The sequence below is a fragment of the Pseudomonas nitroreducens genome (assembly GCF_024170165.1).
In the GTDB taxonomy this organism is placed as follows: domain Bacteria; phylum Pseudomonadota; class Gammaproteobacteria; order Pseudomonadales; family Pseudomonadaceae; genus Pseudomonas; species Pseudomonas nitroreducens_C.
The window spans coordinates 201,216-224,738 of the sequence record NZ_JALJXP010000011.1; the positions used below are offsets into that span (position 1 = coordinate 201,216).

Annotated in this window: 27 protein-coding genes; 15 read left to right on the plus strand and 12 right to left on the minus strand. The window is 65.6% G+C overall.

Going from position 1 to position 23,523, the window contains the following annotated elements; genetic code table 11:
* Window positions 1-3: 3 nt before the first annotated feature.
* Entirely contained in the window at window positions 4-309 is a 306-nt protein-coding gene (locus tag J2T47_RS21565) for a carboxymuconolactone decarboxylase family protein (protein WP_253451450.1), read from the minus strand.
* Window positions 310-416: 107 nt separating this feature from the next.
* Here J2T47_RS21565 and J2T47_RS21570 point away from each other — a divergent pair, with 107 nt between their 5' ends.
* From J2T47_RS21570 to J2T47_RS21585, 4 genes are all read left to right on the plus strand, one after another.
* Window positions 417-1,307, plus strand: coding sequence for a LysR substrate-binding domain-containing protein (locus J2T47_RS21570; RefSeq protein WP_253451452.1), 891 nt, complete (start codon window positions 417-419; stop codon window positions 1,305-1,307).
* A 74-nt stretch (window positions 1,308-1,381) separates the two neighbouring features.
* Complete coding sequence (locus tag J2T47_RS21575; RefSeq protein ID WP_253451454.1) at window positions 1,382-1,972, plus strand: TetR/AcrR family transcriptional regulator; 591 nt, start codon at window positions 1,382-1,384, stop codon at window positions 1,970-1,972.
* 70 nt (window positions 1,973-2,042) lie between these two features.
* On the plus strand, window positions 2,043-3,155 hold the full coding sequence (locus tag J2T47_RS21580; RefSeq protein WP_253451456.1) for an NADH:flavin oxidoreductase: 1,113 nt from the start codon (window positions 2,043-2,045) through the stop codon (window positions 3,153-3,155).
* 856 nt (window positions 3,156-4,011) lie between these two features.
* On the plus strand, window positions 4,012-4,971 hold the full coding sequence (locus tag J2T47_RS21585; protein ID WP_253451458.1) for a DegV family protein: 960 nt from the start codon (window positions 4,012-4,014) through the stop codon (window positions 4,969-4,971).
* A 3-nt stretch (window positions 4,972-4,974) separates the two neighbouring features.
* Here the strand turns inward: J2T47_RS21585 and J2T47_RS21590 are convergent, their stop codons facing one another.
* The 4 genes from J2T47_RS21590 to J2T47_RS21605 all read right to left on the minus strand — a co-directional run bounded on the left by J2T47_RS21590 (window position 4,975) and on the right by J2T47_RS21605 (window position 9,402).
* A complete protein-coding gene (locus tag J2T47_RS21590; protein WP_253451460.1) occupies window positions 4,975-6,168 on the minus strand; it encodes a glycosyltransferase family 4 protein in 1,194 nt (397 codons plus the stop codon).
* 66 nt (window positions 6,169-6,234) lie between these two features.
* On the minus strand, window positions 6,235-6,564 hold the full coding sequence (locus J2T47_RS21595) for a hypothetical protein (RefSeq protein WP_253451462.1): 330 nt from the start codon (window positions 6,562-6,564) through the stop codon (window positions 6,235-6,237).
* A 68-nt stretch (window positions 6,565-6,632) separates the two neighbouring features.
* A complete protein-coding gene (cysZ, locus tag J2T47_RS21600; protein ID WP_253451464.1) occupies window positions 6,633-7,373 on the minus strand; it encodes a sulfate transporter CysZ in 741 nt (246 codons plus the stop codon).
* Between the two features lie 97 nt (window positions 7,374-7,470).
* A complete protein-coding gene (locus J2T47_RS21605; RefSeq protein ID WP_253451466.1) occupies window positions 7,471-9,402 on the minus strand; it encodes a sensor domain-containing diguanylate cyclase in 1,932 nt (643 codons plus the stop codon).
* Window positions 9,403-9,821: 419 nt separating this feature from the next.
* On the opposite strand from J2T47_RS21605, the gene trxB reads away from it, so the two are divergent.
* On the plus strand, window positions 9,822-10,766 hold the full coding sequence (gene trxB / locus J2T47_RS21610; RefSeq protein WP_253451468.1) for a thioredoxin-disulfide reductase: 945 nt from the start codon (window positions 9,822-9,824) through the stop codon (window positions 10,764-10,766).
* 1,020 nt (window positions 10,767-11,786) lie between these two features.
* The gene (locus tag J2T47_RS21615) at window positions 11,787-12,251 is read left to right on the plus strand and encodes a BRO-N domain-containing protein (protein WP_253451470.1); all 465 of its coding nucleotides are present in this window, start codon (window positions 11,787-11,789) and stop codon (window positions 12,249-12,251) included.
* A gap of 286 nt (window positions 12,252-12,537) precedes the next feature.
* Here the strand turns inward: J2T47_RS21615 and J2T47_RS21620 are convergent, their stop codons facing one another.
* From J2T47_RS21620 to folM, 5 genes are all read right to left on the minus strand, one after another.
* Window positions 12,538-12,876: a HopJ type III effector protein gene (locus J2T47_RS21620; protein WP_081516253.1), complete on the minus strand. Its 339-nt coding sequence runs from the start codon at window positions 12,874-12,876 to the stop codon at window positions 12,538-12,540.
* A gap of 12 nt (window positions 12,877-12,888) precedes the next feature.
* Window positions 12,889-13,200 carry a DUF1244 domain-containing protein gene (locus J2T47_RS21625; RefSeq protein ID WP_253451472.1) on the minus strand — a complete coding sequence of 104 codons (312 nt, stop codon included), beginning with the start codon at window positions 13,198-13,200 and terminating at the stop codon, window positions 12,889-12,891.
* 136 nt (window positions 13,201-13,336) lie between these two features.
* The gene (folX, locus tag J2T47_RS21630) at window positions 13,337-13,708 is read right to left on the minus strand and encodes a dihydroneopterin triphosphate 2'-epimerase (protein WP_253451474.1); all 372 of its coding nucleotides are present in this window, start codon (window positions 13,706-13,708) and stop codon (window positions 13,337-13,339) included.
* 1 nt (window position 13,709) lies between these two features.
* On the minus strand, window positions 13,710-14,270 hold the full coding sequence (folE, locus tag J2T47_RS21635) for a GTP cyclohydrolase I FolE (protein WP_253451476.1): 561 nt from the start codon (window positions 14,268-14,270) through the stop codon (window positions 13,710-13,712).
* 31 nt (window positions 14,271-14,301) lie between these two features.
* Entirely contained in the window at window positions 14,302-15,027 is a 726-nt protein-coding gene (gene folM, locus J2T47_RS21640; protein ID WP_253451478.1) for a dihydromonapterin reductase, read from the minus strand.
* A gap of 145 nt (window positions 15,028-15,172) precedes the next feature.
* Between folM and J2T47_RS21645 the strand changes: the two genes are divergently transcribed.
* Window positions 15,173-15,628: a flavodoxin gene (locus J2T47_RS21645; RefSeq protein ID WP_081516248.1), complete on the plus strand. Its 456-nt coding sequence runs from the start codon at window positions 15,173-15,175 to the stop codon at window positions 15,626-15,628.
* Complete coding sequence (locus tag J2T47_RS21650; RefSeq protein WP_253451480.1) at window positions 15,628-16,098, plus strand: cupin domain-containing protein; 471 nt, start codon at window positions 15,628-15,630, stop codon at window positions 16,096-16,098. Before J2T47_RS21645 ends, J2T47_RS21650 begins: the two co-directional genes overlap by 1 nt.
* Window positions 16,099-16,264: 166 nt before the next feature.
* On the opposite strand, the gene J2T47_RS21655 is transcribed toward J2T47_RS21650, so the two are convergent.
* A complete protein-coding gene (locus J2T47_RS21655) occupies window positions 16,265-17,161 on the minus strand; it encodes a LysR family transcriptional regulator (protein ID WP_253451482.1) in 897 nt (298 codons plus the stop codon).
* 114 nt (window positions 17,162-17,275) lie between these two features.
* Here J2T47_RS21655 and J2T47_RS21660 point away from each other — a divergent pair, with 114 nt between their 5' ends.
* Complete coding sequence (locus J2T47_RS21660) at window positions 17,276-17,653, plus strand: CidA/LrgA family protein (protein WP_253451484.1); 378 nt, start codon at window positions 17,276-17,278, stop codon at window positions 17,651-17,653.
* Entirely contained in the window at window positions 17,640-18,326 is a 687-nt protein-coding gene (locus J2T47_RS21665; RefSeq protein WP_253451486.1) for an LrgB family protein, read from the plus strand. Before J2T47_RS21660 ends, J2T47_RS21665 begins: the two co-directional genes overlap by 14 nt.
* A gap of 6 nt (window positions 18,327-18,332) precedes the next feature.
* On the opposite strand, the gene J2T47_RS21670 is transcribed toward J2T47_RS21665, so the two are convergent.
* On the minus strand, window positions 18,333-19,046 hold the full coding sequence (locus tag J2T47_RS21670) for a WbqC family protein (RefSeq protein ID WP_253451488.1): 714 nt from the start codon (window positions 19,044-19,046) through the stop codon (window positions 18,333-18,335).
* 420 nt (window positions 19,047-19,466) lie between these two features.
* Between J2T47_RS21670 and J2T47_RS21675 the strand changes: the two genes are divergently transcribed.
* From J2T47_RS21675 to J2T47_RS21695, 5 genes are all read left to right on the plus strand, one after another.
* Complete coding sequence (locus J2T47_RS21675) at window positions 19,467-20,249, plus strand: class II aldolase/adducin family protein (protein WP_253451490.1); 783 nt, start codon at window positions 19,467-19,469, stop codon at window positions 20,247-20,249.
* The gene (locus J2T47_RS21680) at window positions 20,249-21,127 is read left to right on the plus strand and encodes an alpha/beta fold hydrolase (protein ID WP_253451492.1); all 879 of its coding nucleotides are present in this window, start codon (window positions 20,249-20,251) and stop codon (window positions 21,125-21,127) included. The genes J2T47_RS21675 and J2T47_RS21680 overlap by 1 nt, the downstream gene beginning before the upstream one ends.
* A 99-nt stretch (window positions 21,128-21,226) precedes the next feature.
* Window positions 21,227-21,520 (plus strand): hypothetical protein, encoded by a 294-nt coding sequence (locus tag J2T47_RS21685; protein ID WP_253451494.1) that lies wholly within the window; start codon window positions 21,227-21,229, stop codon window positions 21,518-21,520.
* Window positions 21,521-21,632: 112 nt separating this feature from the next.
* Window positions 21,633-22,544, plus strand: a complete 912-nt coding sequence (locus J2T47_RS21690) for an SDR family oxidoreductase (protein WP_253451496.1) — start codon at window positions 21,633-21,635, stop codon at window positions 22,542-22,544.
* Between the two features lie 125 nt (window positions 22,545-22,669).
* A complete protein-coding gene (locus J2T47_RS21695; RefSeq protein WP_253451498.1) occupies window positions 22,670-23,437 on the plus strand; it encodes a crotonase/enoyl-CoA hydratase family protein in 768 nt (255 codons plus the stop codon).
* The last annotated feature ends 86 nt before the right edge of the window (window positions 23,438-23,523 follow it).

Below are 23,523 nucleotides of genomic sequence, written 5' to 3' on the forward strand. Positions count from 1 at the left end.
GTGTCACTCCTCTTCGAGACGGTTGAGAGCAGAGGCGGCCGTCGGCCAGCCGCTATAGAAAGCCAAATGGGTGATCAGCTCGCCCAGCTCTTCGCGGGTCAGGCCGTTGTCGCGGGCCAATTGGAGATGGAAGGGCAATTGTTCCAGCCGCCCCATGGCGACCAGTGCAGCAACGGTCGCCAGACTGCGCTCGCGCGGGGCCAGCTGCGGGCGCTGCCAGATGTCGCCGAACAGCACTTGCTCGGTGATCTGCGCCAGCTTAGGTGCCTGCCGCTGCAGGTCGGGGGAAACCTGGGGTGGAGAAGACATCGTGCCGTTCCTCTTCTGTGGCTTGACGAGCTCAGGCTAGCTCGGCAAGTTAATTCGGAAAATCGGGAAATATTTAACCAACAGTTCTAATAATCAGGATGGTTGCCATGGCCCGCATCAACTTCGACCTCGACGTGCTGCGCACCTTCGTCACCGGCATCGAACTGGGCAGCTTTGCCCGCGCGGCGGATCGTCTGGGGCGTTCCACTTCTGCCGTCAGCGCGCAGTTGAAGAAGCTCGAAGAGCAGGCCGGTACCCCGGTGCTACGCCGCGAAGGCCGCGGCATGGCGCTGACCGAGGCGGGCGAGACGCTGCTGGCCTACGCCCGCCGTCTGCTGGAGCTGAATGACGAAGCCGCCGGCGCCCTGCGTGGCGGCGCGCTGGAAGGCCGGGTGCGTCTCGGCCTGCAGGAAGACTTCGGTGAAACCCTGCTGCCCGCCGTGCTGGCGCGCTTCGCCCGCGCGCATCCCAAGGTGCGCATCGAGGTGCGCACGGCGCGTAACCAGCAGCTCATCGAAGGCGTGCGCGGCGGCGAACTGGACCTGGCGCTGGCCTGGGAAACCGGCGAACGCACGCCGCACATGGAGCGCATCGGTGCCGTCGGGCAATGCTGGATCGGTGCGCCGGGCGCACTTCCGTCGCCTGGCGCGGAACCCCTGCCTCTGGTGATGCTGGAGGCGCCGTGCCTGCTGCGCAGCGCGGCCACGGCGGCGCTGGATCGGGCCGGCATCGCCTGGCGCGTGGCGTTCACCAGTGCCGGGTTGTCCGGCATCTGGGCGGCCGTTGGCGCGGGACTGGGCATTGGCCTGCGCACGCCGATCGGCCTGCCGGCCAGCGTCGAACGGCTGGACGCCGAGCGCGCCGGGCTGCCGTTGATGGCGCCGCTGGGGTTGTGCCTGCACCGTAGCGAAGCCGAGCCGGAAGCGGTGGTGGAACGCCTGCGCGAACTGCTGCAGGAAGGCGTCGCGGAACTGCTGGAAAGCCCGGCCCTTCGCTGATCCGTTTCTGGAGGAAAATCACTGCGATCAATGGTGCTGGCAAAAGCGAGACGACCGGTCATATTCTTGCGCCCATGAACAGCATCCGACTCGACAAACGCGACCTGATCCTCGCCAAGGGCTCCCTGGCGATGACCCGCAGCGGCTACCACGGCACCGGCGTGCAGGACATCGTCCAGGCCGCCGGCATCCCCAAGGGCTCCTTCTATCACTACTTCGAGAGCAAGGAAGACTTCGCCCTGCAGGCCCTGGAGCACCTGTACGCACCACGCCTGGCCCGCTACGCCGAGGCGCTGGGCAACCCGGCACTGGGCCCGCGGGCGCGCATCCTCACCTATTACCGCGAACTCCTGGCGCATTTCGCCCGCCAGGAAAAGCTCGAATACCACTGCTTCATCGGCAGCCTGAGCTTCGAGATGGCCGAGTTGTCGCCGGCCATCGCCGAGCGGGTCGACGGCATCCTCCAGCAGTCCATCGACACGTTGTCTGGCTGTCTGGCCGACGCCCAGCGCGCCGGTGAACTGCCGGCAGCGGAAGACGCCGAATCCCTGGCCGAATTCATCGGCAACGCCTGGCAGGGCGTGCTGGCGCGGATGAAAGTCAGCGCGTCGCTCAAACCGGTGGAACGCTTTATCGAACGCCTGGAGCACTTGCTTCAGGCTTGATCTGCCTGAGTCATCATTTCCCCTTCTTAAAAACGAGACGACCGGTCGCCTGGTCGTTATGGAGACCTCAATGACCGCATCCGTAGACACCCTGTTCTCGCCTTTCCGCCTGGGCGGTCTGGAACTGCCCACGCGCATCGTGATGGCGCCGATGACCCGCAACTTCACCCCGGGCGGCGTACCCCATGCCCAGGTGGTCGAGTACTACCGTCGCCGCGCGGCTGCCGGCGTCGGCCTGATCGTCACCGAAGGCACCACGGTCAACCACCAGGCCGCCAATGGCTACCCGAACGTACCGCGCTTCCATGGCGAGGACGCCCTGGCCGGCTGGAAGCAGGTGGTCGACGCCGTGCACGCCGAAGGCGGCAAGATCGTTCCGCAGCTGTGGCACGTTGGCGCCGTGCGCCGCCTGGGCACCGAGCCGGACGCCAGCGTCCCGGGCTATGGCCCCAGCGGCAAGGAAAAGGATGGCACCGTGCTCGTTCATGAGATGACCAAGCAGGACATCCAGGACGTCATCGCCGCCTTCGCCCAGGCTGCGGTCGATGCCAAGGCCATCGGCATGGACGGCGTGGAAATCCACGGCGCCCACGGCTACCTGATCGACCAGTTCTTCTGGGACGGCAGCAACAAGCGCACCGACGAATACGGCGGCAGCCTGGCCAACCGTTCGCGCTTCGCCATCGAGCTGATCCAGGCCGTGCGCGCGGCCGTCGGCCCCGACTACCCGATCATCTTCCGCTTCTCCCAGTGGAAACAGCAGGACTACAGCGCCCGCCTGGTGCAGACCGCCGAAGAGCTGGAAGCCTTCCTCAAGCCGCTGTCGGATGCCGGCGTGGATATCTTCCACTGCTCCACCCGCCGCTTCTGGATTCCGGAATTCGAAGGCTCCGACCTCAACCTGGCCGGCTGGACCCGCCAGCTCACCGGCAAGCCGACCATCACCGTAGGCAACGTCGGCCTGGATGGCAGCGAGTTCCTGGCCTTCTTCGGCAACACCGAGGAAGTCGCCCAGCCGTCGGGTATCGACGGTCTGCTGGAGCGTCTGAACAAGGAAGAGTTCGACCTGGTCGCCGTCGGCCGCGCCCTGCTGGTCGACCCGGACTGGGCAGTGAAAGTGCGTGATGGCCGCCTGGAGGACATCAAGCCGTTCAGCCGCGAGGCGCTGATGTCGCTGGCCTGATTCGCGAACCGCTGAAATGAAAAGCCCCTGGCGCCGATGGTGCCAGGGGCTTTTTCTTTTGCTGAGCCTTTGCACGGAATCCCTTGTAGGAGCGGGCCACGCCCGCGATCCGTCGGCAGGGCCGGCGTCATTTCTTGCTCGAATGTTAATCCTGTTTGACTGCTTTGACCTGGGTGTTCCAGCGCCGCTTCAGTGTGCGCGCAGGCTACTTGTTTCGCCCCCTCGGGCGAGTCCCTTTTGGCAAACGCCCCAAAAGGAACCAAAAGGTCTTGCCCCGGACATCCGGTTTTTCGCTTGGGCGAAAAATACCCTCGTTGAAACGAAGTTTCAGCGGCACGCCGCGAAGGGCCATCCCTGGCCCATCGCGGCTCTCGCGGCATCCATGCCGCTCAACCCCTGAAACTCCGCTTCAACGAGGTCTCCTGAACGGGGCCGTTCGGCGCGTGCGGGCATTTCTCTAGAAGTCTTTTGAGAGCCAGAGCCAGAGCCAGAGCCAGAGCCTGGCTGGGGCCGGGCTCTTCGTAGGAGCGAGCTTGCTCGCGAACCGCATGGCACGGCATTCCCCCGTAGGGCGCATGACCCGGAACGGGTTATCCGCTAAGACGGCGGATAACGCCGTAGGCGTTATGCACCCTACACGGGATATCGAGGCACGGAGCTGTTGTAGGAGCGGGCAATCCGTTCCTTGGTTATGGCTCGTCATAAATGGCCTGAATAGTCTGAAATCCCCGTCCTAGGCGTTTACAAATCTTTTCCGAGACCCACCTTTCCGCATGCTGACTTCCCGGTCTGAAACGGGCAGAGTATGACCGCGTTCACACAAAAATAGGCCGGGATACGGCCATAGGAGTAAGACATGCGGATCGGCTTGGTGGTCGATGCAACCTGCGACCTTCCCCCGGAATTCCTTGCTGCCAACAACATTCGCGTGCTGCCCATCGGCATCCGTGTGGGCGAGCGTCGCATCGTCGATGATCGCGATCCCGACACCACCCTCAGATTCTATTCCCAGGATCTGCCCAAGGTCGGCCCCGAGGACGGCAGCGAGCCGCTGACGCCGGCGCAGACCCACGACTGGTTCCTGGAGCAACTGGTCACCGATTTCGACTACGTGATCTGCCTGACCGTGACCAGCCAGCGCAGCCCGATCTTCGAGCACGCCACCCAGGCTTCCTTCAGCCTGCTTCAAAGCTACAAGGAACGCCGCGCCGCCGCCGGTATCGCCGGGCCGTTCGCGTTGCGGGTGATCGACAGCCAGACGGTGTTCGCCGGCCTCGCCGTGCTGGCCGCCGAAGGTGTGCGTCTGCTCGGCGAAGACCAGCATCCCAACGCCGTGCGCACTCGCCTGGAGCAACTCGGCCAGCAGATGAACACCTTCCTGGTCGCCAGCGACCTGGGGCACATCCGCCGCCGCGGCTTCCAGAAGGGCGACCGCAGCAGCATCGGTGACCGCCTGCGCGGCGCCTTCCTCGGCATCGGCTCGATGCTCGACATGAAGCCGGTGCTGAGCCTGGTGCAGGGCGAGGACAAGCCGGTCTCGGTGTCGCCGAACTACGAAAAGTCCGCCGAGCGCCTGCTCAACTTCGCTCGTGCGCGGGTCGAGGCGGGTGAGCTGCTCGCGCCGCAGATGTGCCTGAGCTACGCCGGCGATCCCTCTGCCCTGCGTGACCTGCCCGGTTTCGCGGCGCTGGAGGATGCCTGCGAGGCAAAAGGCATCCAGGTGCACCTGGCGATGCTCAGCCCCACCGGCGGCATCAACCTCGGCGCGGGCGCCATGAGCCTGTCCTTCGCTGCCGAGCCCAAGCCCTTCACCTGATTCCTACTTGTGCACCTCAGCATGGCCCAGGCCGGGATTCTTCCCCGGCAGGGCCGTGCGGCAGGCTTCCTGCAGATAGCCCTCGAAACGCTCGACCACCGTGTCCCACGCCTGATGGATGGCGTGGTGGCGCGCGTTGAGGCGCACCCGGCGCAGACGCTCCGGGTCCCCCAGCAGCCAACTGGCCGCTTCGAAGAAGCTCTGGTCTTCCCCCGGTACGCCGAGCACACCGTTGTGGCCGTGGCGAATGTGCTGGCCGGCGGCTGCCTGGTCGAAAGCCACCACCCCAAGCCCTGAAGCCAAGGCTTCCAGCACCACGTTGCCGAAGGTTTCCGACAGGCTGGGAAACAGGAACAGGTCGCCACTGGCGTAGTGCCGGGCCAGGTCCTCGCCGCGTTGCAGGCCGCAGAACACCGCTTCGGGCAGCGCCTTCTGCAGGTGTGCGCGCTGCGGGCCATCGCCGACTATCACCAGCCGCAGTTTGAGTTGCGGGTGCGCGGCGCACAGCGCGCGGAAGCTGCTGCCCAGCAGCGACAGGTTCTTCTCCGCCGCCAGTCGGCCGACGTGCAGCACGGCGATGTCGCGCTCGCCCAGGCCCCATTCACGGCGCAGCGTTTCATCGCGTCGGGAGGGGTTGAACAGTTTGCTATCGACGCCGCGCGAGAGCTGCGCCAGTCGCTCGAAACCGCGCCGTTGCAGCTCCACGGACTGGCTGGCGCTGGGCACCAGGGTCTGCTGGGTGCGGTTGTGGAACCAGCGCAGGTACAGCGTCACCAGCCGCATCAGCGGGCCGAAGCCGTAGTGCGCGCTGTACTGCTGGAAATTGGTGTGGAAGCCGCTGATCACTGGAATCCGCAGGCGCCGTGCGGCGCGCAGGGCGGCAAGGCCGAGCGGGCCTTCGGTGGCGATGTAGAGCACGTCCGGGCGGGTACTGTGCCAGTGGCGCAGCAGCTTGTGCAGGCACGACTGGCCCCATTGCAGGCCGGGGTAGCCGGGCAGCGGCCAGCCACGGGTGAGCACGAGTTCGCCATCGCTGTGCCGGCCTTCGTCGCCCTGCTGGCGCGGGCGCACGACCTGGATCTGGTGCCCGAGGCGCAACAGCCCCGAGGCCAGCCGGCCAAGGGTGTTGGCAACGCCGTTGATTTCCGGCGGAAAGGTCTCGCTGATCAGCGCGATGCGCAGGGGAGTCGTGGTCATGCTCGCAGTGTCCCGGCGCGCGGTGGCGCGCCGATGACAGAGCGATGATCGATAGGTGACAGCGGCTCAGTTGCAGCCGAAGGAGGGGAATTTTCCCTGCTCGGCGACGCGCTGCCGAATGCGCTGGCAGTTGGCACGCTCGCGGGACTCATCGGCGTCGAGCAGGGGATTGCCGCTGTCGATCCGGCGCTCGTCCGGTGGCCGAACGAGCGAACCGTCCCGGTTAATGCGGAAAGCCGGTTCGCTCGGCAGCGCTTCGGGGGCGGCCGGCTGCGTCGGCAGTGTGCTGCTGAACCGGCTGTCGTAATCGTCGGCCAGGGGGGCTCCCAGGGGCAGGGCGAGGAAGAGGGCGAACAGTGAGCGCATGGATGTCTCGGTGCCGGGGAAGAGCGTCATTGGACGGATTTCCCCGGCAGCGGTCAGCACTTGCGCGTCAAACAGGACGTTTCGTACGGCACCGGTGATTATTTCACCAGCGCCTTGTCACCGCCTTCGCGCACCCAGAACAGCACGGCGCCAGCCACGGCGGCGGGCATGGCGACCAGGTTGACCAGCGGGATCAGCAGCGCCAGGTACGTGATGCCGCCAAAGCCCATGCACGCCCAGCGCTTGCTGCGCAGCCAGGCGAGCATCTCGTTCCAGCCCAGCTTGTGGTTGTCCGCCGGGTAGTCGATGTACTGCACGGCCATCATCCACACGCCGAAGATCAGCCACAGCGGTGCGGCGATCAGGTTCAGGCCGGGGATCAGGCTGAGGATGAACAGCGCGATGGCGCGCGGCAGGAAGTAGCCGAGCTTGCGCAGTTCGCGGCCGATGGTGCGCGGCACCATGGCCATCAGCTCGCCCCAGCTGAACTCGGGGAAGTCGTCGGTGCCACGCACCACTACCTCGACCTTTTCCGCGAGGAAGCCGTTGAAGGGCGCGGCGATGATGTTGGCGATCATGGTGAAGGTGAAGAACACGATCAGCAGTACCAGCGCCACGAACAGCGGCCAGAGGATGAACTGCAGGAAGCTGAGCCAGTCCGGCAGGCTGGGCATCAGCCAATCGACCCAGTGGCTGAACTGGTTGACCGCGAAGCCGATCAGACCGACGAACAGCAGGATGTTGATGCTCAGGGGCAGCAGGACGAACAGCCGCAGGCCGGGACGCATCATCAGTTTCAGGCCTTCGCTGAGGTATTGCGGGCCGCTCAGGGTGGACATTGGCTTCTCCGTGGGTGAACCGTTGGCGACCTTAGCAGACCCGGCGAACGGCCGGCGAGCCGTCTGTTTTGCCGGGTATGTGTTGGCGGAGCGACGCTCAGGCGGCCGTGTAGCGATAGCAGCGGTTGCGTTGCTGCTTGGCCTGGTACATGGCGATGTCGGCGGCGCGGGTGAGGGCGTCGGCGTCGTCGGCATCCTGAGGGTAGAAGGCGATGCCGATGCTGGGAGTGACGAAGTCGATCACCTGGCCACCCAGGTGGTATTGGGCGCCGAGTACGGCCAGCAGGCGCAAGCCCAGGGCTTCGGCCTGATCGGGCTCGGCGTTCTCCAGCAGTACGGCGAACTCGTCGCCGCCCAGGCGGAAGGCCTGGTCCGGCTGGCGCAGGCTGCCGCGCATGCGCTCGCCGACCGTGCTGAGCAGGGCATCGCCGAGGGCATGGCCGAAGCGGTCGTTGACCTGCTTGAAGCGGTCCAGGTCGATGTACAGCAGCGCGACCCGATTGCTGTGCACGACGGCCTGCTGCAGCTGTTCGTTGAAGGCCTTGCGGTTGCCCAGTTCGGTGAGGGTGTCGCGGTAGGCCAGGTCGATGAGTTGTTTCTGGTAGGCGACCTGATCGCTGATGTCGCGCAGGATGCCGCGGAACCCTTGGAACTCGCCCTGGCCGTCGCGGATCGCCGAGAGCCGCGTCTCGCAGCTCACCAGCCGGCCGTCGCGGCGCTTGAAGGGCGCGGAGAAGGTGGTTTCCTGCTCGTCGTCGCGGGCCTGTTGATAGAGGCTGCGGGCGCGCAGCAGGTCTTTCTCCTGCAGCAGGATGCTGAAGTGCTGACCGCTGAGCTGGTCGGCGTTGTAGCCCAGCATCCGGCACAGCGCCGGGTTGAGTGTGCGGATGATGCCCTGGGTGTCCATCTCGAAGTAGCCGTCGCGGATCGCGTCGAGGATCGCCCGGTCGCGTGCCTCGCTCTGTTCCAGACGGTCGAGGGTGCGGTTCATCTCGTTCGCCAGTTGGCCCAGTTCGTCCGTGCCCTGGGGACTGAGGCGCGAGGGCGTGTCGTCCTGGCCGATGACCGCGACCTCGCGGTTCATGCTGGTGACCCGGCGGATGATGCGGAACTCCAGCGCCACGTAGGCCAGCAGGATGGCGCCGCCGAGCAGTGCCAGTGTCAGGTAGAGGAACAGCCGCACGGACTGTTGGCCCTGCTGGTAGAGCGGCCGCGGACTGGTGAGCTCCAGGCGCAGTTGCGGCTTGCCGTGGGAGTCGAGGTAGAGCAGGGACATCTGCTGGCTGTTCTCGTCCAGCAGGCGTCGCGGGCTGAGCAGCGTGGCGCCGCGCCCGGTAGGGATGTTCAGGGTGCGCCAGTCGTTGCCTTTCACCTCGTCCTGCACCAGGCGCAGGCTCGCGCCCATCTGGGTCTGCAGGTTGGACATGCGCGCGTTGTCGAGCAGCACGCCGGCGATGACCGCGCCGGCAGGTTCGGCAGTACCCGAGGTGTTGCTGATCGGGTAGCTGAGCAGCAATTGCGGGATGCCGTCCACCTGCAACAGCTGGTCGAGGCTGTGACGCGGGTCGCCGTCGATGTCCAGCGCGCCCAGGCGCAACGCTGTTCCGAGGATGCTCTGGCGCAGCCGGGCACTGTCCGGCACCTGCTGGCCGGGAAAGCGCTGGGCCAGTTCGTCGAGCTTCCATTGCTGGGCGAGGATGTGCCCGTCGCGATCGACGTAAAGCACGTAGTCGAAGCCGAGGATGCCCAGCAGATCCTGATCCAGGTTGTCCTCGACGAAGCGCGCCTGCGGCAGGCGCATGAACTGGTAGCTGGCGTCCCACCAGGCATAGCTGTGGACGATGTCGAGGTTTCGCTGCTTCTCGTAGGCGATGCGGTTGTGGACGATGCGCACCTCGTCGGCCAGACGCTGGCGGTCCCCGCGATCGAAGCGGTCGAGCAGGATCATGTCCGACAGCAGCCAGACCCCGGCAAGGCTCGCGATGAACAGGGGCAGGCACAGCCATAGCAGGCGGGCGCGAAGGTTCATGGTGATACGGGTGACCTTTGGTTTCTTGAGTCTAGCTATCCAGGCAATGGGTGCCCGCTGCATAGGGGCAGGCTATGGAGGGCATTGATATTGGACATTTCAGCAGGACGCGGCGGCGGCGGTAAGCTGCGCGCCATCTGGTATCGAACAAGTTCGAGGGTCGATCCACAGCTCCCTGACTTATCTCAAGGAGGCTGGGGCGACTACGGAAATCCCTGACTTATCTCAAGGGATTCCCGGCGTTCTGCAGGACAATTCGAATTGTGACTTGGGTCACACCGCATTGCCCACGGTCTCCGGGCCATGCGGATCGCGCAAGAAACTTTTACGTGGAGCTGCCGCCCTCCCAACCTTCCCCCTGGTGCTTTGGCAGCTCCCTTTTCTTTGCCGCGTCTCTCCATCCCCTCCAGGAGGCTGTCATGTCCGATCGTCACGCACGGGTCATCATTCTGGGTTCCGGACCCGCCGGCTACAGCGCCGCTGTCTATGCCGCTCGCGCCAACCTCAAGCCGCTGCTGATCACCGGGATGCAGGCTGGCGGCCAATTGACCACTACGACCGAGGTCGACAACTGGCCGGGCGATCCCCATGGCCTGACCGGCCCCGCGCTGATGCAGCGCATGCAGGAACACGCCGAGCGTTTCGAGACCGAGATCGTCTTCGACCATATCCACGGCGTGGACCTGGCCGGCAAGCCGTTCGTGCTCAAGGGCGACAGCGGCACCTATACGGCTGACGCCCTGATCATCGCCACCGGCGCCAGCGCGCGTTACCTGGGGCTGCCCTCGGAAGAGAGCTTCATGGGCAAGGGCGTGTCCGCTTGCGCCACCTGCGACGGTTTCTTCTACCGCAATCGCGAAGTCGCGGTGGTCGGCGGCGGCAACACTGCCGTGGAAGAGGCCCTGTACCTGGCCAACATCGCCAGCAAGGTCACTCTGGTGCACCGCCGCGAAAGCTTCCGCGCCGAGAAGATCCTGCAGGACAAGCTTCGTGCGCGCATCGCCGAGGGCAGGATCGAACTGCGCCTGAATGCCCAGGTGGAGGAAGTGTTGGGTGATGACATGGGCGTTACCGGTGTGCGCTTGCGCCACAACGACGGGGAGGCTTCCGAACTGACGGTGGATGGCCTGTTCGTCGCCATTGGCCACACGCCCAACACCTCGCTGTTCGAAGGCCAGCTCGCGCTGAAGGACGGTTACCTGGTGGTGAGTGGCAGCCGTGACGGCAACGCCACCGCAACCAGTATTCCCGGTGTCTTCGCCGCCGGCGACGTGGCCGACCACGTCTACCGCCAGGCCATTACCTCCGCTGGCGCCGGCTGCATGGCCGCGCTGGATGTGGAACGTTACCTGGATTCCCTGTAACGGCCCGAAGAGCCGGCGTGCAGGAAGGGGCCCCGCTTGCGGGGCCTTTTTCTTTTCCGCTCGGTGAGGCGGGTGCTCGTCGCAGGGCGTATAACGCGCCAGCGTTATACGCCGTCTTGGCATCGGCGGATAACCCGTTCCGGGTTATGCGCCCTACGTACTGATTGACCGCTTTGACGTTGGTGTTCCAGCGCCGCTTCGGAGTGCGCGCAGGCCTCTTGTTTCGCCCCCTCGGGCGAGTCCCTTTTGGCAAACGCCCCAAAAGGAACCAAAAGGTCTTGCCCCGGACATCCGGTTTTTCGCTTAGGCGAAAAATTCCCTCGTTGAATTGAAGTTTCAGGGGCCCGAACTAGGCGTCCCCCCACGAAGGGCCATCCCTGGCCCATCGCGGCTCTCGCGACATCCATGTCGCTCAACCCCTGAAACTCCGCTTCAACGAGGCCTCCTGAACGGGGCATTCGGCGCTTGCGGATGTTTCTCTGGAAGCCTTCAGAGCCAAAACCAAAGCCGGTTTCGGCGCTGATGCTCTTCGTAGGAGCGAGCTTGCTCGCGAACCGCTTGGCACCGTGCCTTGCAGGTTCGCGAGCAAGCTCGCTCCTTCAGACATTTGAAACGACAGCGTTAGGACAAATGCCTGCGTCCTATGCGCAATCCTATGAATTGATTCCGCGGTTTCGCGTACGAAACTTCCCTATCATTCTTTCCCGTCCCGAGTGAGCTAACCGCGTCGAAGTAGAAGCAGTAACTTTGCCGTCGGTGCTTCAACACACCTCACTGGTTCGCTTGTCTGGCCATCGGCAAGTGGTAATTCGCGGCTATGGCATTCGCTATGGTCGGGTAGCGCGCAGCTATAAAAAACCTCGGCAACGAGGGAAATCTGCGGGCCGTTCCAAGTGCGGTGTTGAAGTGCCCGATCACCCTCTCAACAAGGGTGTATTCAACAACAACTTGGGTATCCGTTTATGCACCAGACAATTGCTTCAGTTGTCTTGCGCGACCACCGAGCCAAGGAGGTCCGCCATGGATAATGAAATCCTCATCCCCACCACCTTCATCCGCCACCGCCGTCAGTTGCGCGCTTTCCTGCTCGACGACGAGCCCTGGTTCTGCGTCAGCGACCTGGGGCGGCTGATCAACCGCCCGCTGGACGAGCGCCTGCACAACAGCCTCGATGCCGACCAACTGCAGAGCTGCTGGGTACGCGACAGTTGTGGCGACTACGAAAAGGCCCTGCTGGTCAGCGAGTCCGGTGCCTATGCGGTGCTGATCTTTCACTTCCATCCGGAGAACCGCTGCATTCGCCAGTGGCTCAATCGTCAGGTGGTGCCGGCGTTGCGCAGCGCAGAGCATCCGGCGTTGCTACCGAGGGAGCGGCAGCTGAGCTGGGCCGATCAGCATCTGGGCGTGCTGGAGTGGCATGGGCGGTTGTGGGTGCCGTTCGATGATCTGCCCACCGTTGGCCGGCTGGATCGGCCGGAAGGCTAGGGCATCGTGGACAGAGTCCGCTTACCTACCTGGAAACATCTGCGCTGGGGCCCCCTCTCCCCCCGCCCTCTCCCTGAAGGGAGAGGGAGCTATCCGTGCTGGCTGACTCATCAGTTTCAGCCGGCACCGAACCAGTCCCCTCTCCCTTCAGGGAGAGGGTTAGGGAGAGGGAAACTCCGCGCACGGACTTTCAGAGCAAGGCAGTCGCTCCTGCAAGGCGTCGCCGGTGCGATGCCCCATGAAAAAGCCCCGCATCAGCGGGGCTTTTTCATCGAACAGGATAACCTCAGCCGCGGCGCGAAAGCGGCTGGCGCTCGAAGTTGACGCCGGCCAGGCCAGTGGTCTGCAGAGCGCGGATGTTGGCGTGATCGGTGCCTTCGGGATGCTCGCGCACGGCGCGATAGTGCTCGCCGAACGCCAGCAGCGACTCTTCCTGGCTCAGGCCTTCGAGGATCGCGAAACCCAGGGTCTTGCAGGAGCCTTCGTTCTGCCCGGCGGGGTTTTCCACGCTGCCGTTGGTGAAGGCGCTGGGGGTGTAGCTGTAGTGCTCGGCGATGTACGCCAGGGTATCGGTGAACAGGTGCTGCTCGCTGCGCAGGCGCGAGCGGAAATCAGTGAGGGTCATCAAGGCAAACTCTTAGTGTTTCTTCGCGTGGTCGAAGGCCGCCTGTTGCTCGGGCGAGGCTTCCGTCTGGTACTTGGCCTTCCATTCGGCGTAAGGCATGCCGTAGATCTCTTCGCGGGCCTGATCCGGGCTGACCGCCAGGCCCATGTCGTCCGCCGCAGCCTTGTACCACTTGGACAGGCAGTTGCGGCAGAATCCGGCAAGATTCATCAGATCGATGTTCTGCACGTCCTTGCGGGTACGCAGGTGCTGCACCAGGGTGCGGAACGCGGCGGCTTCAAGTTCCGTGCGCTGTTCGTCGCTCAGGTTCATCGGCTCGGTCATGGCAGGTCTCTCAACATAAGGCGCATCGAGGCGCATCGAGGCGCATGGCGGGGCTGGCGAGATTCTAAGAGGCGGGCGATCTGCCAGCAACGCCCGTTGGCCGGCTGGCACGGGCGTGCAATGGGGAAAAACAGCGTCAGCGCCGCGCGGCCAGGGCGATCGACACCGACTCGGCGAAGCGCAGGGCGTGGGGCTTGTCCACTTCCACCTCGGCGTAGCGCACGGCCGGGTTGGCCATCACCAGATCGAGCAGCTCCTGGGTCAGGCGCTCGAGCAGGGCGAAGCGGTTCTCCTCGACGTGGGCGATGATCGCCTTGGTGATGGTGCGGTAGTTCAGCGCGTGCTCGATGTCGTTGACCTGCACCGCATCGCCGGCGGGGTAGAGGATGGTGAGGTTGATCAGCACATCCTGCTTGTTGAGGATTTCCTCTTCCTTGATGCCGATGTAGGTGCGCACGCGCAGGTCCTTGACCCGGATTCGCGCCATGCCCGGCTGCAATTGCGTCATTTCACTTGCTCCGTCCGATCAGTTGCAGGAATTCCTGGCGGGTATTGGTGGAGGCGCGGAAGGCGCCGAGCATCACCGAGGTGTTCATCACCGAGTTCTGCTTCTCCACGCCGCGCATCATCATGCACATGTGCTGCGCCTCGATCACCACTGCCACGCCGGCGGCGCTGGTGACCTGCTGGACCGCCTCGGCGATCTGCCGGGTCAGGCTTTCCTGGATCTGCAGGCGGCGCGCGAACATGTCGACGATGCGCGCCACCTTCGACAGGCCCAGCACCTTGCCGGTGGGAATGTACGCCACATGGGCCTTGCCGATGAAGGGCAGCAGGTGATGTTCGCACAGCGAGTAGAGCTCGATGTCCTTCACGATCACCATTTCGTCATTGTCCGAGGCGAACAGCGCGCCGTTGACGATTTCGTCGAGCGTCTGCCCATAGCCGTGGCAGAGGTACTGCATGGCCTTGGCGGCGCGCTTGGGCGTATCCAGCAGGCCTTCGCGGGTCGGGTCTTCGCCGACCCCCTTGAGAATCTCACGGTAGTGGTGAGACAGGTCTTCGATCATGTGGGAGTTCCTCGCGCCCGCGCCGGGCGGGTCATTTGAGGTGCCGGCCGCCGTTGACGGTCAGGGTAGTGCCGGTCACGTAGGGACTGTCGAGCAGGTAGCGCACGCTCTGGTAGATCACGTCCGGGCCGGGCTCGATGCCCAGGGCGGATTTCGCCAGGGTGCGGGCGCGGTAGGCGTCGTCGTCGCCTTCGTTGAACAGGATCAGTGCCGGCGCGATGCCGTTGACCTTGATGCGCGGCGCGAGGCTTGCGGCGAAGGACAGGGTGAGGTTGTCCAGGCCGGCCTTGCTGGCGCAGTAGGCGATGCGGTTGGCGCTGCCCTTGCGGGCGACGTCGTCGGAGAGGTGGATGATGTCCGCCGGGGCGCCGCGCTCGGCGGCGTCGCGTTCGAGCAGGAGCGCGCAGCGCAGGTTGATCAGGTAGGGCGCGAGCATGTGCACGCGGAACAGCGTTTCGAAGGCCTGCGCATCGCCACCGGGCTGCTCGGCGATCCACGCGGAAGCGTTGTGGATGATCGCGCGCAGCCGGTCGGTGCGGGACTCCAGCTCGTCGACGAAGGCGAGGATGCCGGCTTCGTCACCCAGTTCGGCGCGCAGGCAGGTGGCGCCTCGTTCGCGCAGCTCGGCGATGCCGGGTTTTTCCTGGCGATAGGTCACGATGACCGGCTGGCCGTCCTGCAGCAGGCGTTTCGCGCAATGCAGGCCGATGCGCTGGCTGGCGCCGGTGATCAGGATGGGGGCTGGGGTCTGGCCCATGCGCGCCTCGCGAAAATCCACTTCAGGGAGCGCCGCAGCGGACAATGTCCTAGCGGCCGGGTAGGGCAAAACTATACCAGCCCCGGCGCGGTGCGGCACGGATGGGGCATAATGGGCGGCCTTGTCTTGCCTTGTGGGAGTGAACATGAAAGTCGCCATCGTGTCCGGTTCGGTCTACGGCACCGCCGAAGAAGTCGCGCGCCACGCCAAGCGCCTGCTCGAAGCCGCCGGCTTCGAAGCCTGGTACGACCCGCGCGCCACCCTGGACGCCATGCTCGAGTTCGCTCCCGAGGCCTTCCTGGTGGTGACCGCCACCACCGGCATGGGCGACCTGCCCGACAGCTTCCAGCCGCTGTTCCACGCCATCCGCGACCGCCTGCCGGGCGAGTGGCGCGGTCGTCCGGGCGCCGTGCTGGCGCTGGGCGATTCCAGCTACGGCGATACCTACTGCGGCGGTGGTGAGCAGGTGCGCGAGCTGTACGCTGAATTGGGCGTGCAGGAAGTGGTGCCGATGCTGCGCCTGGACGGCAGCGAGACGGTGGACCAGGAGACCGACTCCGAGCCTTGGCTGGCGGATTTCATCGCCGCGCTGAAGGCCTGATGCATCCCCGCGCCCGCTACCTGATCGACACCCTGCAGCTCGCCCCGCACCCCGAGGGCGGCTTCTATCGACGGGTGTTCGAATCGGGTCTGATGGGCGCCGATGGCCGGCCGCAGTCGTCGGCCATTCTGTTCCTGCTGCCCGCCGGCACCGTCAGCCGCTGGCACCGCGTGGATGCCGACGAACTGTGGCACTTCCACGAAGGTTCGCCGCTGGAATTGCTCATCGCCGAGCGGCCGGATGCCGCCGTGCGCCGTGAAACCCTCGGCCCGGTGGGCGAGGGCAGCCTGCCGCAACGCGTCGTGCCGGCCCACTCCTGGCAGGCCGCGCGTTGCCTGGGGGATTACGTGCTGGTGGGCTGCACTGTGTCGCCTGCTTTCGAATTCGCCGGTTTCACGCTGCTGGCCGATGACCGCGAGGCGCAGCGGGAGTGGCCGCGGCTCGTCAGCGAGTTTCCTGTGCTGCTCTGAAAGGCTTCGTACCGAGCTCTGGCAGGGCTAGTAACGCGCCAGCGTTATCCGCCGCCAAGTTGCCGGCGGATAACCCGTTCCGGGTTATGCGCCCTACGATCTACCGGAGCCTGCCGGCAAGCGGATCACGGCTCTTCGTAGGAGCGAGCTTGCTCGCGAACCTGCCTCACTCCGAGCCCTCGGGATGCAGCGGCATCTCGATCATCAAGGCCAGCCAGGCCTTCGCCGCATTCGACAGGTAGGCGTCGCGCCGCCAGATGAAACTGATGTCCCAGCGCAGGTCCGGCTCGCTCAGCAGCACGCGGACCAGCCCCGGTCGCTCCAGGTCCTTCGCCACCACTCGCGGCAGCAGCACCGCGCCTTGTCCGGCGGCGACCAGCGCACCGAGGAAGTCCGCCTGGCCGCTGCGGCCGCCTTCCTTGGGTTCGAATCCGGCCTCGCGGCAGGCGCGCAGCAGGCGGTCGTTGAGGGTGAAGCTCTGCTGGTAGAGCAGGAAGGGCGTGTCCGAGAGTTCCGCCAGATCCAGGCTCCCGCGCCCGGCCAGCGGGTGCGCGGCCGGTAGCAGCACGTCCAGCGGCTCGTTGCAGAAGGGCTGCCAGTCGAAGCCGGGATCGTCCGGGGTGAGACCGCCGCCCAGCTCCAGTTCGCCGCTGTAGACCATTTCCTCCATGGTCTTGCTGCCGCCTTCGATCAGGTGCACGTCGATGTTCGGGTAGCGCCGCCGATATTCGGCGAAGCGCCCGGCGAACAGCGCGTCGGCCCCCAGCAGCGGCAGGCCCAGGCGCAGCTCGCCGCGGTGCAGGTGGGTGAGGTCGTCCAGTTCGGTATGCAGTTCGCGGCGCAGGCGCAGCATGTCCTCGGCGCGGCGCAGCACCACTTCGCCGGCGGCGGTCAGGCGGATGTGCGGGCCGCTGCGTTCCAGCAGTTGTACGCGCAGGCTCTGCTCCAGCTGCGCGACCTGCTTGCTCACCGCTGACTGGCTGGCGTTCAGGTGCACCGCCGCCTGGGTGAAACTACCGTGGCGCACGACTTCGGCGAAGGTGCGCAGCTGCTTGAATTCCATTATGGAATGGCTCCGATTCGATCTATTCGCTTTGGGGATGATAGGCGCGGGAGTAGGCTTTGCACCATTCCCAACCGATTTTCTTCATCCGCCCAACGCACCGAGATCGCCGCCATGTTCCGCCGTGCCGCCCGCCTGATATTCGAACTCGCCGTCCTCGCCGCCTTCTGGTGGATCGGCGGCTGGATCGCCACCCTCACCGGGCTGCCGGTGCCGGGAAGCGTCATCGGGCTGGCGCTGCTGCTGGTGCTGTTCGCCTGCGGGGCGATCCGCCCGGCCCTGCTGCAGGGCGGCGCCGGCCTGCTGCTGGCGGAGATGCTGCTGTTCTTCATCCCCGCGCTGATGAGCCTGCTCGACTATGGCCCGCTGCTGCGCAGCGAAGGCTGGAAGATTCTGCTGGTGATCACTGCCAGCACCGTGATGGTGATGTTGTCCACCGCCCTGGCGGTGGAATGGATGTGCCGCTGGAGATCTCGCCATGAGCCTCGATAAGCAAGCCCTGTTCTGGTTGGCCGTGACCCTGGGCGGTTACCTGCTCAGCCGTACCCTCTACCGCCGTTTCCAACAGTACTGGCTGTCGCCCATCGTCTTCGTGCCGGTGCTGCTGTTCGCCCTGGCGATCCCGCTGCAGGCGCGTTATGTCGACTACGCCCGTGACACCAGCTGGCTGGTGGCGCTGCTCGGTCCGGCCACCGTGGCCTTCGCCATCCCGATCTGGCAGCAGCGCGCCTTGCTCGCCCGCCACTGGCCGGCGCTGCTGACCGGCATGCTGGCCGGCTCGAGCATGGCCATCGGCAGCTCCTGGGCACTGGCCCACGCGCTGGCGCTGGATAGCCAGGTGACCCTGTCGCTGATCCCGCGCTCGATCACCACGCCGTTTGCCATGGAAATGTCCCACGATCTGGGCGGCGTGCCGGCACTGACGGCGGCCTTCGTGATGATCACCGGGGTGTTCGGCGCCCTGATCGGCGGCGTGCTGATGAAGATGCTGCCGCTGCGCTCCGCCCTGGCCCGCGGCGCGCTGCTGGGCGTTGGCGCCCACGGCGCGGGGACCAGCCGGGCTTATGAGTTCGGCGGTGAGGAAGGTTCGGCAGCCGGCCTGCTGATGGTCCTGACCGGGCTGTTCAACCTGATGCTGGCGCCGGTCCTGGTCTGGTGCCTGTAAAGACAGTCAGCTCAGATCGTAGGCGTCGAGCATCCGCGAGGTATCGGCTGGGGAGTTGAACATCATCACGTCGATGATCGACAAACCCGCCTCGAAGGTCGGGCGCTTCTGGTCGTAAGGGTGCAGCCTGGGCTCCTGGAAGCGCAGGGTCAGCCCGGCATCGTGGTACTTGTCGCGGTCGAAGAAGCTCTGCCCGCCCGGCGGGTTCCAGTACTCCTCCACGCCGCCCAGTGCCTTGCAGATGTTCAGCGCCCATTCGTCCGGCGCGGTCGGCCGCTCCATCGGCAGCTCCATGTGCGAAAGCACCGGCATTTTCCTGGGGAAGCCCAGGTAGGCGCAGGTGGCCTCCAGGGTGGTCTTGTTCACCGAGACGATGTCCTCGAACGGATGGTCCAGGGACGCGGCGATCATTTCCCGCACATCGCGGTAATAGGGCGCGACCTTGCGGTAGACGTCCAGCTGGGAGAACAGGCTGCGCCGCCAGTCCTGGCCGTTGTCCAGGCGCACGTCCTTGATCAGCGTATGGCGGTGGTGCTTGATCCGCGGCACGCGGATGTAGGACCAGCCAGTCTGGTGATTGAGGATGCGGTTGCGCTCGATCCAGCCGTGGTGGATGTACTGCACGGTGTCGAACAGGACGAACAGGTCGGTGTGCTTGATCAGGCTGAAGTAGCCCAGGTACGGAAAGAAGTACGGCTGCATGATGGCGGTTCGTTTCACGTCGGCTGCCTCGTTGGCCGAGCTGGAGTCTCCTCCCGACTCCCGGGTACTACTGAGGAATGTTGCGAAAGATATTGCGAAATGTTTCCAGGTGACTCGGAGACGCCAGAAAGGCGCCGGGGCAGGGATGAAAATCGGGCACGCTTCCGCCAGCCCTGACGTGCGAGCTGGCTGCCGCACTGTCTGGATAGCGCTTTTGGAGGGAGTCGCCGGGCACCGGGTGGATCGGGTGCCGCTGGCAGCGACTAACGCCACTATAGGTGGAGGAACCGCTGACGCAAGCTGAGTTATCCGCCTGCGCTTATAGGGGGACATTCGCCAGACGCTGCCAGATGAAACTGTCAGTTCCGTGACAGTCGCCAGCTCGCCGCGCTGACTAGACTGCGCCATCGAACAACAACAACGAAGAGGCTACCGACCATGCACGCCGCTCACCCGCTGCCCACCGTGAACGTCAAGGATCAGGTCTCCGCCGCCGAATGGCAGACCCGCGTCGACCTCGCTGCCTGTTACCGGCTGATCGCCCTGCAGGGCTGGGACGACCTGATCTTCACCCATATCTCGGCCAAGGTCCCCGGCACCGAGGACTTCCTGATCAACCCCTACGGCATGATGTTCCACGAAATCACCGCGTCGAGCCTGGTGAAAGTGGATGCCTCAGGCAAGAAGCTGATGGACAGCCCCTACGACATCAACCCGGCGGGCTACACCATCCACAGCGCCATCCACGACGTGCGTCACGACGTCGAGTGCGTGCTGCATACCCACACCGCTGCCGGTATCGCCGTCTCCGCGCAGAAGCAGGGCCTGCTGCCGATTTCCCAGCAGTCGCTGTTCGTCCTTTCCAGCCTGGCCTACCACGGCTACGAGGGCGTGGCGTTGAACCACGACGAGAAGGCGCGCCTGCAGGCGGACCTGGGCATGGCCAACTTCATGATCCTGCCCAACCACGGCCTGCTGACCTGCTCGGGCACCATCGCCGACACCTTCCTGATGATGTTCACCCTGCAGCGCGCCTGTGAAATCCAGGTGCTGGCCCAGGGCGGCGGCGCCGAACTGATCCTGATTCCGCAGCCGATCCTCGATGGCGCCCGCGCCATGGCCGCCGCCGTGACCAAGAGCAAGCAGGGCATGGGCGGCGCCCTGGCGTGGCCGGCGCTGCTGCGCAAGCTGGACCTGCAGAACCCCGGCTACCGCGACTGATGGCGCTGGCCGGCATCGCCCTGCGCGACTGGCGCGCGCAGGGCAGTGACTTCAGCTTCCGTGGGCAGGCAATCCGCTACTGGAGCGCCGGCAGCGGCGCTCCGCTGCTGCTGGTCCACGGCTTCCCCACCGCCTCCTGGGATTGGCATTACCTCTGGCAACCGCTGGCCCAGCGCTACCGGCTGATCGCCTGCGACATGCTCGGCTTCGGCGACTCAGCCAAACCCAAGGGGCACGACTACCGCATCCTCGAACAGGCCGACCTGCAGCAGGCGCTGCTGCAGCACCTGGGCGTGCGCGAGCCGGCGCACCTGCTGGTGCACGACTACGGCAACAGCGTCGGCCAGGAACTGCTGGCACGGCACGAGGAAGGCGGTTTTGCCCTGGCCTCGCTGGCCTTCCTCAACGGCGGGCTGTTCCCCGAGACCCACCGCGCGGTGCTCTCGCAGAAGCTGCTGCTCGGCCCGTTCGGCTCCCTGTTCGGCCGGCTGTTCGACCGCAAGCGCCTGGAGCAGAACTTCGCCAAGGTGTTCGGCCCGCAGACCCAGCCGTCCGCCGCCGAGCTGGATGCCTTCTGGGAGCTGATCCGCCACAACGACGGGCCACGGGTCATGCACCGGCTGATCCACTACATCCTCGACCGTCGCCAGCACCGCGAGCGCTGGGTCGGCGCGATGCAGCGCACGACCGTGCCGCTGCGCCTGATCGACGGGCCGGAGGACCCGATTTCCGGCGCGCACATGGTGGTTCGCTACCGCGAGCTGATCCCGCAACCGGATACCGTCGAGCTGCCCGGCATCGGCCACTACCCGCAGGTCGAGGCGCCGGAACAGGTGCTACAGCACTATCTGGCATTCCGACAGGAAAGGGCGCCGTAGCTACGGACCGATCCACCCTTAGATTCGGAACTGACTGATAGATCGGCCCTGCGTGGCAGCGGTAGCTTCCCCGGCTTTGTTCAGCCGGAGGTCGCTACCATGCCACTCAGATCCGTCATTCCTGTCCGCCAGCCGCAGGGTTCGCTGCTGTATCGGGCGCTGCTGCACCTGCGCCGGGACTTCGCCTTCGTCGCCATTCCCGTGCTGCTGGTGCTGGCCGGAATCTGCGCGGCCGGCGGTTATTACGCCTGGCTCACGCAGGACTGGGTGCCCGCCGCCCTGGGGGCGCTGGCGCTGCTGCCGGCTTCAGGCCTGCTGCTGTTCTGGAGCGAGTACGACTGGTGGCTGTTCAAGCTCGGCCCGCGCTCGGAGCTGAACCTGCCGATGCGCTGACCGATCATCCCCTGGCCTTATCGAGCACCATTCAGCCTTGGTCGTCTTGGTTGTGACCGGATCGTGACTGCCGGACACTCGACGGAAAACCATCCTGCCTGGAGCCCCAATCATGAGTGATGCCCTGCGTTTCGACGGAAAAGTCGTGATCGTTACCGGAGCCGGTGGCGGTATCGGCCGCGCCCACGCCCTGCTGTTCGCCAAGCACGGCGCGAAGGTGGTGGTGAACGACCTGGGCGGCAGCACCCATGGCGAAGGCGCCAACGCCTCGGCTGCCGACCGCGTGGTCGCGGAAATCCGCGAAGCCGGCGGCACCGCCATCGCCAACCATGACTCGGTCACCGACGGCGAGAAGATCGTCCGCCAGGCCGTCGAGGAATTCGGCCGCATCGACGTGGTGGTGAACAACGCCGGCATCCTGCGCGACAAGACCTTCCACAAGATGGAAGACGCCGACTGGGACCTGGTCTACAAGGTCCACGTCGAAGGCGCGTACAAGGTGACCCGCGCCGCCTGGCCGTTCATGCGCGAGCAGGGCTATGGCCGGGTGATCTTCACCTCGTCCACCTCCGGCATCTACGGCAACTTCGGCCAGAGCAACTACGGCATGGCCAAGCTGGGCCTCTACGGCCTGACCCGCAACCTGGCCATCGAAGGCCGCAAGAGCAACATCTTCGTCAACGCCATCGCACCCACCGGCGGCACCCGCATGACCGAAGGCCTGATCCCGCCGCAGGTGTTCGAGGCGCTCAAGCCCGAACTCGTCAGCCCGCTGGTGGTGTACCTGGGCAGCGAAGCCTGCCAGGAGACTTCGGGCCTGTTCGAAGTGGGCGGCGGCTGGATCGGCAAGGTGCGCTGGGAGCGCAGCCTGGGCGTGGGCTTCGACCCGCGCGAAGGCTTCAGCGTCGAGGACGTGGCGGCCAACTTTGCGCAGATCTGCGACTTCGAGAACGCCGCACACCCGAAAGATAACGTCGAAGCGCTGCGCGAGATGATGGCCAACCTGCAGAAATACGCCGGTTGATCCGGCCAGCCTGACCGGTGGAACGGCCAGCGGGGCTGTTCCACGGTGGCGAACGCAGTAAGGTGAAAGGGCCGGCTCCAAGCCGGCCCTTTTGCGTTTCTGATTCCTGGCCCGAGGAGTTCGCCATGAGCGTGATAATCCAGAAGAACGGCCCGGTGACCACCCTGGTCATCGCCCGCCCTGCGGTGCGTAACGCCGTGGACCTGCCGACCGCCCAGGCGCTGGCCGATGCCCTGCGCGACTTCGAGCAGGACGGGGAAGCCCGTGTCGCCGTGCTCACCGGCGCCGGCGGGACCTTCTGCGCGGGCGCCGACCTGACGGCGGTGGCCGAGGACGGCGAGCGGCGCAACCGCCTGGAGATGGAAGGCGACGGGCCCATGGGGCCGAGCCGCATGCAGTTGTCCAAACCGCTGATCGCCGCCATCGAGGGCTACGCCGTGGCCGGCGGCCTGGAGCTGGCGCTGCTGGCGGATTTGCGAGTGATGGCCGAGGACGCGGTGTGCGGGGTGTTCTGCCGGCGCTTCGGCGTGCCGCTGATCGACGGCGGCACCGTGCGCCTGCCGCGCATCGTCGGCCAGGGTCGGGCGCTGGACCTGATCCTCACCGGCCGCCCGGTCGGCGCACAGGAGGCACTGGCCATGGGGCTGGCCAATCGCGTGGTGCCCAGTGGACAGGCGCTGGAGTCAGCCGAGGAGCTGGCGCGGGAGATCGCCGAGTTTCCGCAGCTGTGCATGCTGGCCGACCGGGCGAGCGTGTTCGCGCAATGGGAGTTGTCGTTCGACGTGGCGCTGGCCAACGAATTCCAGGGTGGGATGGCGGTGATCGAAAGCGGCGAGACGGTGGATGGGGCGAAGCGTTTCGCTGGCGGGGAAGGGCGGCACGGGGAGTTCTGATTCTGTCTGTAGGAGCGAGCTTGCTCGCGAACCCGCCCGGCATTGGTGTCGCCGGTGATTCCGCTTCGCGAGCAGGCTCGCTCCTA